The 13,314-nt window shown below is 39.3% G+C and carries 14 protein-coding genes; 7 read left to right on the top strand and 7 right to left on the bottom strand.

What is annotated here, in order from left to right; genetic code table 11:
- Positions 1-5 precede the first annotated feature (5 nt).
- A complete protein-coding gene (locus MTN96_RS12860) occupies positions 6-1,010 on the top strand; it encodes a BtrH N-terminal domain-containing protein (RefSeq protein WP_248531862.1) in 1,005 nt (334 codons plus the stop codon).
- 79 nt (positions 1,011-1,089) lie between these two features.
- Here MTN96_RS12860 and dapA read toward each other — a convergent pair whose 3' ends face one another.
- Complete coding sequence (gene dapA, locus MTN96_RS12855; RefSeq protein ID WP_248450309.1) at positions 1,090-2,004, bottom strand: 4-hydroxy-tetrahydrodipicolinate synthase; 915 nt, start codon at positions 2,002-2,004, stop codon at positions 1,090-1,092.
- Between the two features lie 172 nt (positions 2,005-2,176).
- On the opposite strand from dapA, the gene MTN96_RS12850 reads away from it, so the two are divergent.
- On the top strand, positions 2,177-2,830 hold the full coding sequence (locus MTN96_RS12850; RefSeq protein ID WP_064387197.1) for a DUF6058 family natural product biosynthesis protein: 654 nt from the start codon (positions 2,177-2,179) through the stop codon (positions 2,828-2,830).
- Between the two features lie 113 nt (positions 2,831-2,943).
- On the opposite strand, the gene MTN96_RS12845 is transcribed toward MTN96_RS12850, so the two are convergent.
- The 3 genes from MTN96_RS12845 to MTN96_RS12835 all read right to left on the bottom strand — a co-directional run bounded on the left by MTN96_RS12845 (position 2,944) and on the right by MTN96_RS12835 (position 5,439).
- Complete coding sequence (locus MTN96_RS12845; protein ID WP_248461973.1) at positions 2,944-3,231, bottom strand: putative quinol monooxygenase; 288 nt, start codon at positions 3,229-3,231, stop codon at positions 2,944-2,946.
- A 65-nt stretch (positions 3,232-3,296) separates the two neighbouring features.
- The gene (gene dkgB, locus MTN96_RS12840) at positions 3,297-4,112 is read right to left on the bottom strand and encodes a 2,5-didehydrogluconate reductase DkgB (protein ID WP_004586484.1); all 816 of its coding nucleotides are present in this window, start codon (positions 4,110-4,112) and stop codon (positions 3,297-3,299) included.
- A 154-nt stretch (positions 4,113-4,266) separates the two neighbouring features.
- Entirely contained in the window at positions 4,267-5,439 is a 1,173-nt protein-coding gene (locus MTN96_RS12835) for an MFS transporter (protein WP_138684637.1), read from the bottom strand.
- Positions 5,440-5,553: 114 nt separating this feature from the next.
- On the opposite strand from MTN96_RS12835, the gene MTN96_RS12830 reads away from it, so the two are divergent.
- Together MTN96_RS12830 and MTN96_RS12825 are read left to right on the top strand one after the other, a co-directional pair.
- Positions 5,554-6,441 carry a LysR substrate-binding domain-containing protein gene (locus tag MTN96_RS12830; protein WP_248531861.1) on the top strand — a complete coding sequence of 296 codons (888 nt, stop codon included), beginning with the start codon at positions 5,554-5,556 and terminating at the stop codon, positions 6,439-6,441.
- Positions 6,442-6,707: 266 nt separating this feature from the next.
- Entirely contained in the window at positions 6,708-7,751 is a 1,044-nt protein-coding gene (locus MTN96_RS12825; protein ID WP_248531860.1) for a metal-dependent hydrolase, read from the top strand.
- 184 nt (positions 7,752-7,935) lie between these two features.
- Here MTN96_RS12825 and MTN96_RS12820 read toward each other — a convergent pair whose 3' ends face one another.
- A complete protein-coding gene (locus MTN96_RS12820) occupies positions 7,936-8,202 on the bottom strand; it encodes a hypothetical protein (RefSeq protein ID WP_004586487.1) in 267 nt (88 codons plus the stop codon).
- Between the two features lie 224 nt (positions 8,203-8,426).
- Between MTN96_RS12820 and MTN96_RS12815 the strand changes: the two genes are divergently transcribed.
- Positions 8,427-8,690, top strand: coding sequence for a type B 50S ribosomal protein L31 (locus MTN96_RS12815; RefSeq protein WP_004586488.1), 264 nt, complete (start codon positions 8,427-8,429; stop codon positions 8,688-8,690).
- Positions 8,690-8,824, top strand: coding sequence for a type B 50S ribosomal protein L36 (ykgO, locus tag MTN96_RS12810; protein ID WP_004586489.1), 135 nt, complete (start codon positions 8,690-8,692; stop codon positions 8,822-8,824). Before MTN96_RS12815 ends, ykgO begins: the two co-directional genes overlap by 1 nt.
- A gap of 51 nt (positions 8,825-8,875) precedes the next feature.
- On the opposite strand, the gene MTN96_RS12805 is transcribed toward ykgO, so the two are convergent.
- Together MTN96_RS12805 and MTN96_RS12800 are read right to left on the bottom strand one after the other, a co-directional pair.
- Positions 8,876-9,262, bottom strand: a complete 387-nt coding sequence (locus tag MTN96_RS12805; RefSeq protein WP_004586490.1) for an OsmC family protein — start codon at positions 9,260-9,262, stop codon at positions 8,876-8,878.
- A gap of 200 nt (positions 9,263-9,462) precedes the next feature.
- Positions 9,463-9,852, bottom strand: a complete 390-nt coding sequence (locus tag MTN96_RS12800) for a cytochrome b562 (protein WP_024031804.1) — start codon at positions 9,850-9,852, stop codon at positions 9,463-9,465.
- A 528-nt stretch (positions 9,853-10,380) separates the two neighbouring features.
- Here MTN96_RS12800 and MTN96_RS12795 point away from each other — a divergent pair.
- On the top strand, positions 10,381-13,233 hold the full coding sequence (locus MTN96_RS12795; protein ID WP_029771981.1) for a TonB-dependent receptor domain-containing protein: 2,853 nt from the start codon (positions 10,381-10,383) through the stop codon (positions 13,231-13,233).
- The last annotated feature ends 81 nt before the right edge of the window (positions 13,234-13,314 follow it).

The raw sequence follows: 13,314 nt of genomic DNA, 5'->3' as shown, positions 1-13,314 counted from the left end.
CTTTCATGCCTGATATTATTTTACCAATAAACCACCAGCAATCTTCGCATTGTGAAACTGGCGTAGTTGCTACGCTATTGCAGAGCAAAGGCATAGACATGAGCGAGCCAATGGCATTTGGGCTTGCATCGGCGCTTACTTTTGCTTATTTACCTTTTGTTAAAATTAGTGGTATGCCATTGATCGCCTACCGCATGCCACCAAAAACCATCATCAAAAAGGTATGTAAAAAGTTAAATATAGAATTAGAAAGCCGCAAGTTTTCAAGTCCAGAAGCTGGTATGCAAGCACTTGATAACGAGCTTGCAAAGGGCAATTTAGTGGGTCTGCAAAGCTCAGTTTATTGGTTACCCTACTTCCCTGAGGATATGCGCTTTCACTTTAATGCCCATAATTTGGTGGTGTATGGTAAAACCGAGCAAGGTGATTACTTGATCAGCGATCCGGTTTTTGAGAACCCTGTTACTTGCGCATACGATGATTTAAAAAATGCCCGCTTCGCCAAAGGTGCATTGGCTGCAAAAGGCTTAATGTATGTGATTCGCTCAGCGCCAAGCCAATGTGACTTAGCCCCAGTAATAAAACCTGCAATTAAAAAAACCGCTAAGATGATGAATGGCTTAGTGCTGCCTTACTTTGGCCTGAAAGGCATTCGCCACATGGCAAAACAAATACGTATGCTTGATAAAAAGCCCGCTAAATATGCACGGCTTTACTTAGCGCACATTGTACGGATGCAAGAAGAAATTGGTACTGGTGGTGCCGGTTTTAGATTTATGTACGCCAGCTTTTTAGAGCAAGCCAGCGAGAAAACCAATACCCCTGCATTAAAAGAATGTGCTGAGCATACAACTGACCTTGGTGACTTATGGCGTGAGTTTGCAATGTTAGCGGTAAAATACTGCAAAAAGCGTAGCGATATCAACCTAAACGAGATAGCAAATAAGTTAGAGCAAGTCGCAGAGCAAGAGGCAAAATTAAGTAAATTGCTATTAAACGCTATTGCTTAAAAGTTTTTAAGTAAAAAGCCTTATCTTAAGAACGAAAAAAGTCACCCAAGGTGACTTTTTCATACTCACTGTTTATTCATTAGCCAATTATTGAATAGTCTTGCAGTAACGGTTTTGCTGTTTTTCCAACAAAGTCGCTGATTGATAAAGCATTGATAAGCTCTACTCCTTGTGCTTGTTGCTCATCGCTCAGTGGCACATACGGTAATCTAAATACGGGATTTACCGCGCCTGTCATCATCATTGCGGTGTTTATTGCAATCGGGTTTGGCTCGCAAAATAGCCAGTTCATTAAAGGTTGTAATGAGGTATTTAAGGCATCATTTTTAGTATCCATTAACTGGCGGAACAACCCAGGTATAAGATTAGATGTGACCGATATAACACCGTGTGCATTGTGTGTGTGACGTGCATCGTGTGCTTCGTCATCGTTACCTGACCAACACGCAATGCCTTGCTGTTCGTAATGGGCAATACGCTCGTTACCACCACATTCTTTTACACCAATTAAATTAGGGTGTTTTGCTAATGGCTCAATAATATCAGGGGTTAAATCTTGCCCTGTGCGCCCTGCTACGTTGTAAATAAACGCAGGGCCAATATCCAGTACACGTTTAAAGTGCTCGTTAACACCGGCAATAGAGGTGCGGCCATAATATGGGTTAATTTGCAGCGCGGCATGCATACCACTTGCAAAGCCATACTTAGTGGCTTTAATAGCTTCGCGGGTATTATTGCTCCCCGTATTCCCTACAATCACCAGCTTATCGCCATATTTATTTGCACTGTGCGCGATAAGCATTAAATGCTCTTCCCAGTTCATTAGCTGGCCTTCGCCGGTTGTACCACCAACCACAATGCCATCTACACCCGCTGCAATTTGTATTTCAACGAGTTCATCGTACTTTGCTAAATCTATTTCACCATTGGCTAAGTATGGGGTTTTAATGGCGGTAATTAAGCTTGCTTGTTTAATTTGTTCTAGGGTGCGCATAAAAATTCATTATTTATAAAACTTGCGCTATTTGTAACATACTTGCACGCATTTTTGCAGGCCTAAGCGAATAATAAACGTAAAATGGCTTGTGTTATTTAGTTTGATAATACAAAATACAAACACTGTACATTTAAACAGTATTTATATTTTTAACTTTAAGCGAGCCATTATGCGTTTATCTGACTACTTAGCCACTCATTTTTATAACACCGATGAGCTTTGCCATGCTTTAAATATTGATGCCGAGCAACTAGATACATGGCAGCAGCAAAGTATTTTTCCTAAACCAAGTTATTGTATAAAAAGCCAATTAAGTTGCAGCTCGTACTCTGGTTTGTATGAATGTGAAGAGTACGATGACTATTACCCGCGCGGCTGTGTAAATTGGGGGCAAGGGCTAATAAAACAAAAAATTGAATCCTCTAGTAATGCCTTTAATTACTTTGCGCAGCAGTACACGGCAAGCCTGAGTAAACTTGCCCAGCAAGGCTTTAGTTTTAATGAAGAATTATTTGGCTGCGAAATAGACGAGCATTTACAGCAAGTGTGGCAACAGTTTTTATGTAGCAAATACGGCGTACTGACACAAAACGGTTTAATTGACGAAATAGTATGTGTGGATATAGGCCGCTTGCTGGTAGACGATATTACTGAATTGCGCACTAAAGGAAGTTTAAACCAGCAAGAGCGGACGCAGCTTCACCCCGCGATGAAGTTACTCAATAAAGCATTAGGCCACGGTGCCGATCACGAAAAACAACACACATTGCGTGCCCGTTACATAGATGCACTTATTTTAAAGTACGATTTATCGATTAAATAAAAGGCGGAGGTTTTAATATGAGGTGGGTATTTAAAAGACTAAGCAACGCAAATGGCGATGTATGCTTACGCCGCCACTGTATTTTACTCATTAACTAATAAGAGTGCTTTTTACTAGCCGATGGTGTTGTACACTGCAATATTACTGCTTGTTACAAGCCCGGTAACTTGGGTACCAAATGCTTTGTAGTGAGGCTCTTGTTTATGAGCTTCAAAGTGTTCTTGCGACGCCCACTGCTCACTTACAAGGTACTCGGTATTGTCTGAGTCTCGTTTAACCGACAACTCGTAACGCAAACAACCCACTTCTTGACGTGAATACTTTTGCAGATTTTCGAGCGCAGTTAAAACAACCTCTGCGTCGATATTTTTGCTCGCTATAGTGGCAATTACCGTTAACATACGGAGTCCTTTTAAAAAAATAAAGGTGCAGCTTTGCTACACCTAATGTTGTTTTGCGTATTTTATTACTGATCCCACTGCGGCGCAAAATCAGGCGTTGCTTGGCGGTCGCCACAATCAAGTCCGTCAATACGAGCAATGTCTTCAGCGTCTAATTTAACATGGTCATTAAAGTTATCTTCTAAGTTTTTACGCTTAGTTGACGATGGAATAGTGGTCATGCCGTTGGCATTAATCCATGCAATAACTACTTGCGCTGGTGATGCCTCATGCTTATTAGCAATATCAATAATAGTTTGATCTTTTAGTACTTTACCAACTACAAATGGCATATACGCTGTAACGTGAATATCGTGCTGGGCACAAAAAGCGCGTAGCTTAGTATTGGTTAAATACGGATGCACCTCAACTTGGTTAGTAAATATTTCACGCGAATCAAGGGTTTGCATTGCTTCGTTTAAGTTGGCAATAGTAAAATTAGATACGCCAATATGTTTTGTTAAACCAAGCTGCTTAGCTTTTAAAAGCTCCGTTAGGTACTCACTCATTGGTTCATCATTTGAAGGCGCAGGCCAATGAATAAGCAGTAGATCGACAGAGTCTACTTGTAATTTCTCGAGTGACTTTTCAACGCTGGCAATAAAGTCAGTTTTATTAAGTTTGTTGTTCCACACTTTGGTGGTTAAAAATATTTCGCTGCGCGGAATGTTACTATCTTTTATGGCTTGGCCTACTTGCTCTTCGTTACCATAAATTTGCGCAGTATCAATATGACGAAACCCCACTTCTAACGCCATTTTTACTGAATTGTAGGCGGTATCGCCTTCTAAACGGAATGTTCCCATGCCTAAATCTGGCATTTCTATTACACGTTGTGTCATGGCTCTATCCTTATAAAATAATCGGTTAAAAATACAAACTGTTTAAAGTTTTACGAAATACACCTTTTACTTCTTTTGTGTTGTCACCTAAAAATTATGACCTCAATACAGGTAATGAGGTCATAAATTTAAGTTTCAACCTTAACAGAATACTTTATGCTTGTTTCACTTCTCGCTTATCAAGCATGCCACTGTAACGAGTTACTACTAATGCTAGAGCAGAAATTGCTGCGCCAATCCAAGCGGTATCTTGAAGTGACATGCCCTCTACTACACTGCCACCAATAATTGAGCCCAGTGCGATACCAATATTAAACGCTGCTATGTTTAAGCCCGATGCGACATCTACCGCATTAGGAGTATGCTTTTGCGCCTGTTTTACGACATAAAGCTGTAAGCCTGGTACGTTACCAAACGCAAATGCACCCCAAACTAGAATAGTCAGTACGGCCGCTACTTTTGACTCCATCGTAAAAGTAAAAGCCAATAAAATAATTGTCAGCGCGCTAAATATAATACTCAGTGCGCTAATTGGGCCACGTTTATCAGCCAGTTTCCCGCCCCAAATATTACCAATGGCTACCGATACACCGTAAACCAGCATAATTAAACCAATCGCTGAAGGAGCAAAACCTGTTTCTTGCTCTAAAATAGGTGCTAAGTAAGTAAACGCAGTGAACGTGCCGCCGTAACCTAAAATTGTCATTAAATATACGAGTAATAAGCGCGGCTTAACAATAACCTGAAGCTGCTCTTTAAACGTTGCCGGAATAGACTGTTTTAAGTTTTTTGGTACTAAAATAGCGCTGCCAATTAAAGCGATTAAACCCAGTACCGACACCACTAAAAACGTTGCTCGCCAGCCAAAGTGTTGGCCAATCCAAGTGCCTAGTGGCACACCCGTCACTAGCGCTACAGTAAGTCCGGTAAACATAATAGCAATAGCACTGGCTTCTTTATCTTTACTTACTAAGCTTGTGGCAATCATTGAGCCAATTGAGAAAAACACCCCGTGAGCCAAGCCTGTTAAAATACGCGCTAGTATTAATGTTTCGTAACTAGGCGCTTGCCATGCAAGTAAGTTACCTAAAACAAATAAGCCCATTAAGCTTATTAGTACAATTTTACGGTTCCAACGCCCAGTTAGTGCGGTCAATACTGGTGCACCAATGGCAACCCCTACTGCATATAAACTAACTAGCAAACCAGCTGAAGGTAGGCTTACGCCTAAATCGTTTGCAATAGTAGGCACTAATCCCACTATTACGAACTCGGTTGTTCCTATTGCAAATGCGCTTAAGGTGAGCGCCCACAAAGCCAATGGCATAATTAAATCCTCATTATTAGTTAAGACTTACAGTTTGACTAAAAATGTGTTTGCAAAAAATAGCATTAGTGACAAAATACTTTTGTAATTAATGCAAAAGTAAGGTGCTCACGTATGGCTCAGCATGCAAAAACCGAAGACTTAGAAATGTTTTTAACGGTAGTAGATAGCGGAAGTTTTTCAGCAGCAGCTAATTTGCTTGATCAGCAAGTAGCAAAAGTGTCGCGGGCCGTGTCTCGCCTTGAAAACACGTTACAATGTACATTACTAAATAGGACCACTCGCCGATTAGAACTAACCGAAGAGGGCCATACCTTTATTAAATATGCTCGCGATGGCTTAAACACTTTACAAACCGGCGAAGAAGCAATAAAGCTTTTAAAACAAGCCCCTAGTGGAAAATTACGTATTGATGCAGCCAGCCCCTTTGTACTACACCAATTGGTACCTTTAATTGCTGAATTTAATAAGCAATACCCCCACATTACGCTTGATATAACCTCCCACGACAGCATTATTGACTTGCTCGAACATAAAACCGACTTAGCAATTCGTATAGGCGAGTTAAAAGACTCCAACCTACATGCAAAAAAGCTCGGCGTAAGTAAATTGCATTTAGTTGCAAGCCCTAGTTACCTTAAACATACACCGACTATTTCGCACACCAGCGACTTAACCCAGCATAAAATCATTGGTTTTACCGACTCGCCCAAACTTAATAACTGGCCGCTAAAATCGACCACAGCTTTAAATTTTGGCTTAACCGCCAGTAGCGGCGAGACTGTACGCCAGCTATGCTTGGCAAACCAAGGGGTGGCGCTGCTTTCGCACTTTATGATTGGTGATGATTTAAAATCAGACAAACTAATAGAAATACTGCCAGGGAGTATTAGCACGCCAAACAACCGCGAAATTGTGCAAGCGGTGTATTACAAAAACAGTGCTGTATCGTCGCGTATAATGGCTTTTTTAGATTTTATAAAACCACTGCTGAAATTGTAAGTGACGTTTTTATACCAAACGCTTAATTAAGTAATCTATATTGTGACTGGAAAAACGTGTGGATAGCTAAGCAAAAAATTTGCTATTTCGTTGTTCTCAGCAATTGCTCCTGCATTGCTCTACCTTCTGCATCCATGCAGTCGTAAATTAAAATTTTTTAACGCAGGTAGCGACACGTTTAGCCCCGCAATATGATTAAGTATTATTGTGGATTGGTTTTAAGCCCAAGGGCAGCATAACTAACACCCTAAATAAGAAGGAATAAAATGGACTCGTTAACGCAGGTAGTTTTAGGTAGCGCAGTAGGTTACGCCGTATTAGGTAATAAAATTGGCCGAAAAGCCGCTTTATGGGGTGCTGCTTTAGGTACTTTACCCGACTTAGATGTTTTTATTCCTTATGGCGGGCCAGTGGAGGCATTTACTTATCATCGCGGTTTCAGCCATTCGTTTATAGTGCATTTATTAATTAGCCCACTTATTGTTTGGCTTATTTTAAAAATACACTCCGGTATGCAAATACATAAAGCACGCTGGTTTTGGCTGGTATTTTTATGTTTATCGACCCATGCATTACTTGATAGCTTTACAGTATATGGTACGCAATTAATCTGGCCGCTTAGCGAGCACCCTTTTGCTATTTCAAATATATTTATAATCGATCCCCTGTACACCCTGCCGTTATTCTTGGCCTTTCTGTGCACTTTAATACCTAAAATACACACACCGCGCATTTATAAAATTAACGCCGCTATGCTTGTGCTCAGTAGCCTTTATTTATGTAGCTCTCTTATTTTAAAAGTAATAATTAACAATAAAATAGACGCCGCGTTTGCACATAAACACATACACATTAATAACTATGTAAGCACCCCCGCCCCGCTTACAACCTTGCTATGGCGAGTTGTAGCGATGTCTGATGGGCAATATTACATAAGTTATGCCTCGGTATTTGACTCCCCTGAAGAGGTTACAATAAACCGCTATAACACAAGCCCCGCTTTGCTAAACGATATTAAAAATGAATGGGGCGTACAACGTTTGCAGTGGTTTACTAAAGGCTTTTATAGCGTGAAAGAGCAGCAAAATAAAATTGTTTTATCTGACTTACGTATGGGCATGGAGTGTTATTACGTATTTAATTTTGCAGTTGGTGAAAAAACCAACAAAGGAGTGCAGGCAAGCAACTTTGAAAAACTAAATCAGCGCTCTAATTTAAGTAGCCTAAGTAAAGTGTGGGATAGAATTTGGAACCCTGATGTCAGTTTAGCCCCGCCCTATGCAGACAAAAACTGTATGAAAACGCCTTAACTCTCTGATTATAATTGCATTCATTAATCTGAGCTGTGGTTATAATATTTAAGTTTGCTTTCGCTAGCTAAAAATTTTATGTGAAAACAAATTAGCAGCTTGAGATAATTTTATTATCCAAAGCTCAGGTTGGTGGTTAATTAATAAGGCGCAGCTAAGTGAGCGTTTCAGCTGCGCCTAAGTATTAATTTTGGTGCTCGTATTGGCCGCGGTATACCTCAAACACTTTTAAAACAGTGTGCTGTTCTTTATTTAGATTATCAAACCAATCGTCAAATAGTTCGTCGTTATCTTGCTCACTTAACGCCATATAGTGTGCTAATAGCTCAATAATATCGTTGTGTGTACAGTCTATTGGATTAATTTGCTCAGATAAGACTGTGTGATCGCGCTCTCTAAGGGTTTCCATCACCCCTTGGTCTATTTGTTCTTGTTGTGCTGCGTCGCTCATAGCTTACCTCTAAACCGTAAAAATTTTCTTGTTAACACTTTTTATATAGTTATAACAGCCTAAAAACTAATAGCCAGTATTTTTGGTTTAAGTGGTTATTTTTTGAATTGTTTGCGCAATTAGCCAGCAAAAATACCAGTAAATGAGAGTAAAAATCATTTGCACAAATACCGTAAACTCGATACTATATAGTTATATTATCACATAACAAACTGAGGCGTATTATGAAACCTAATATCCATCCAGATTACAACGTGGTTGCTTTTCACGATACAGCTGCCGATAGCTACTTCATTATTGGCTCAACCATTAAAACAGACCGCACTATTGAGCTTGAAGGGAAAACGTATCCGTATGTGCCTATTGATGTGTCTAGCGACTCGCACCCATTTTATACTGGTAAGCAAAAAACAGTGGCTAGTGACGGCCGTGTCGCGCAGTTTAACCGTCGCTTTAAAAACTTATCTACTGCCAAAAAAGGTGAGTAATGAAAGTATTAAGCTCGCTTAAAAGCGCTAAGCAACGACCAGGATGTCAAATAGTGAAGCGAAAAGGACGTGTTTTTGTAATATGTAAAGACAATCCACGTTTTAAAGCAGTACAAGGAATGAAGAAAAAGTAACACTAATTCCGTGAAGTATACGGGTAAACGAACCATGTTTACCCGTATTTTTTATTTAACAACTACAGAAAACTCAGGTTGGGCCTGAATCACTTTTTTAACAGTACACGTATTAACCGCAGCAATAAGTGCTTTTTTATATTTTTGAGGAAAGCCATCTGGTAAATTAATTTCGATAGAAAATAATTTTTTACCTTCTTCATCTACGTTTTCATTATTTTGCGTAAGCGTCATCCCTTGTGTAGAGATATCGCGTTGCTCACAAAATTTACGTGCATAAAACCCAGCACATAGCACCATGCTTACTAAGAAGTAGTCAAACGGTTCTGGGTGTTCGGCACCGCCACCAGCATTAATACTTTGATCGCTTATTACTTCAAGGTCACCAAATTTTGCACTTTGTTTTTGACCCTCTAACAATGACACTGAAATTTCCATTACTATTCCTTAATTAATCTGCACCCTAGATAAGAGCTTTACTAAAATATTGAAAAATGAGCACTCAAACTACTTAATCTGCAGCTATACATTTTATTAAAACATCACAAATCTGCGCATCAATAATGCGCTATAGCGAAAAAGTTAGCATATGTAGCGCTGAAATAACTGCTCGACATTAATTTACAAAAAAGCTGAGGTTAATTACCAAACAATAAGTCAAAAAAACCCGGAGGCTCGTGCAACTCATGATACTTCTTGCGTAAATCATCTATATTTTTAAGGGCTGGCTTTGCTGCATCAAGCCCGCGCTCATTCGCTAATTTTTTTGCCAACTTTGCTTGCGCAATAACTTTATCTAGCCCTTGTAGCGACATTTGTGCTTCTTTATGAAAGGTCGCTTTTTTACTGGTTTCAACCAAAGTAATAAACTTATCTATGGCGGTATTAAAGCCACCTATACCTACTGCTTGCACCGCATTTTTATAAGCAAGGCCTGTATTTTTCATATTAACTTCGAGATCAACTTCTTGCTCTGAAATGGCCGCAGTACTAAATACAAAAGTAAAAATTAAAACTAAAAACTTCATGGTAAAACCTATTTATAAAAAACAGTATAAGTGTATCAAGTTTACGTAATAAAGTAACTCAAGGTGCATAGGATGCTAGATAACTGTAAAGGGGCTTTACAATAAACGAGTAAATAACAAGTATTACCTTTATAAATGTAACTAAACAGTAAATACAAATAATACACCTTAAAAAAAACACCCCATAAAAGGGACAATAGAAATTAACACCGCCTAATAAAAACTCAAAAACATCAATACAAACACATGAATTACCTATATTAAATACAATTTAAAAACAGTGACAACAATTTCAATTAGAAGAATAATCTTTTTTTTAAAACAAAGGTTAAGCATATTTTCTTCATTTAATTAACACTGTGTTTGGGCTTATTTTATTGTGATTTCAGCGAAAATTAGTTGTTCCCATATACATCCATGTTAATTGTTAATGTGCAATGTAAATAATAAACAAACAGCTCGTAGTAATTAATACACATTGCACAAGAGCTGTACCTAAAATCACAAGTAATCATCTAGGGAATTTCAATGAAAACGTTTAATATAGTCTCTCACAGTATTAAAGCTGCACTTTGTCTCTCAACTGCAGGTTTAGCATTTTCATCATTAGCGGCAGAAGAGGATGAAAAAAAATTAGAAAGAATAGAAGTAACAGGTTCTAAAATCAGCCGTGTAGGCGCAATAGCCCCTGCCCCTGTTACCGTTATCTCTGGCGAAGATCTTATTAACACCGGCGCAGTTAATATTGGTGAAGCCTTAAACAAATTACCAGCGTTGGGTAATACATACTCACTTGCAAACTCAGGCAGGTTCATTGGTACTGCCGGTTTAAATATTCTTGATTTACGTAATATGGGTACAGACCGTACCTTAGTACTTGTTAATGGTAAGCGCCATGTTTCAAGTTCTGCGGGCTCTCAATCAGTCGATACGAATACTATTCCAAGTGTATGGGTTGAGCGCGTTGAAATAGTTACCGGTGGTGCATCGGCCGTTTATGGTGCGGATGCGGTAACGGGCGTAGTTAACTTTATCTTAAAAGACAACATTGAAGGCTTAAACGTAAGTGTGACTAAAGGGGTTTCTGACCTAAGTGATTATAACAACGAAAAAGCCACTTTTTCATATGGTAAAAACTTTGATAATGGCCGCGGTAACGCAGCATTTGCAGTTGAATACTCTGGTCAAGACTCATTAAACGCACTTGATCACCCGTGGACAGACGGCTCTTACTCAAGTTTACGCAACCAAGCACAAACTGATGCTAATAAAGATGACCCAAACTTTCCTGATAAAATTTACACACCAAATGCAGGCTACTATGCAATTAATAACGCAGGCGTATTTAGCGTAGGTAACGGCTATGTAAATACGTTTAATCCAGATGGAACACAGCGAGATATTTATATTGGTGACAATGTTGATGGATTACTGTGTGCCGATTGTGACTCGTTTAACCTTGCACAATTTGATGAAATACAACCTGAATTTGAAAGATACAATGTTAATTTCAAAGTCAACTATGACGTAACAGAAGACTTAAATGCTTATTTTGAAGCAAAATACGTCAACAGTGAAGGTGAAAGCATTGGTCAACCAGCATTTTTCTTTGGCGATCCTAGAAATACAATCAGTATAGATAACCCATACTTAGATGACAGCGTCAGAACATTAATGGAAGAGGCTAATGATGGTGAAGGCGTCGACTCGATTAATGTTTTACGTATGATGACAGATTTAGGTCGTCGTATCGAAAATAACACCCGTGAAACCACGCGCTTTGTAGCGGGTTTAAAAGGAACAGTTTTAGAAGATTGGGATCTAGATGCTTCAGTGGTTCGTGGTAAAACCGAACTTGAGCGTGTAAATGGCGCTAATATGATTTTAGATAACTATTCTTTCGCGCTTGATGCAATTGAAGATGACGAAGGCAACATTGTATGTCGTAGTGAAGCTGCACGTGCTGACGGCTGTGTGCCTGTAAACATTATGGGTTTTGGCGCACCTAGCCAAGAAGCCATTGATTATATTAATACCGTATCGACCGGTACTTCTGAAATCACACAAACAGTGGTTTCAGCTTCACTGGCAAATGGTGCACTTTTTGAAGTACCGGCAGGTTATGTTGGTATGGCATTTGGTGTTGAATACCGTAAAGAAGAAAGTGAAACAATTGAACCTGATAACGCTGAGGGGACTTTCTTCAATGCTTTAGGTGAGGATAAGGGCGAATTTGATGTAAATGAAGTTTTTGCTGAGGCCACTATTCCTTTAGTCTCTGACCTTCCTTTTGTTCAAGATTTAGTACTGGATGCAGCTGTGCGTTACGCTGATTACAGCACTATTGGTGATGCAACAAGCTGGAAGCTTGGCTTAGATTGGACTGTTAATGACCAAGTACGCTTGCGATTTACACAGTCAGAAGCACTAAGAGCGCCTAATATTGGTGAAATTTTTGGCGCACCTAGCCAAACTTTCTATAACGTAGATGATCCTTGTTTAGCCGATAACTTAAATGATTTACAAAATAGCGACACTCGCCGTGCTAACTGTGCTGCGCTTGGTGTACCAGTTGGCTTTGAATCCGACTACGATTCACAAACACTTGAAGGCTTACAAAGTGGTAACCGTGATGTTAAAGGTGAAGAATCAACAAGTACAACGATAGGTTTAGTGTACCAGCCTGATTTCATTGAAAATGCAGTATTAACGCTAGATTACTGGAAAATAGAACTAGAAGATGCGATTTCTACAATTGCATCTCAAGAAATTCTGGATCGCTGTGTCGACAGCACTTCAGGTATTGAAAATCAATACTGTGATTTAATAACGCGTGATGCAAACAGTGAAATTACGCTAATTCAAAACTCAGTTCTAAACGTATCAGGCCAAGAAGCTTCTGGTATTGATTTTGAACTTGCTTATGACTTTGATGCCCTTGAGGGTAGCTTTGCAACCCGTTTAATTGGTACTTACTTAATTGAACGTAAAGAGTTCCCATTCCAAGATGAACCAGAAGAGTTCATTGAATATGCGGGTACAACTGGCGAAGCTGAGTGGCAAGCTAACATTAATATAGAGTATAGCTACGAGCGTTTCTACACCTCTTTAAGCACTCGCTATATTGAACAAGTTAGCTTATACACAGAACAAGAACTTGAAGACAACCCTAACCCTAGTAGCTTAATGAACTATGGCACTTATATTATTTCAGATATAACAGTAGGTTATAACTTTGATAATGGCATGGGTGTTAAATTAGGCGTAGATAACGTATTTAACAGAGAGCTTCCATACGGTACACGTGGTACAGGTAGTGGTAGTGCAAGTTACGATAATATTGGCCGTTTTGGCTATGTAAACTTATCATACGATTTTTAGTTTTTATGTCCCGTCCTGAAATAGGTTGACGGTTTTAATGAAAGACTTGGTGCGAAAGCGCCAGGTCTTTTTTATGCACTT

Source organism: Pseudoalteromonas sp. 2CM28B (assembly GCF_023161935.1).
Note: the sequence above shows the minus strand (reverse complement) of the source record. Positions and strands in the feature narration are given on the sequence as shown.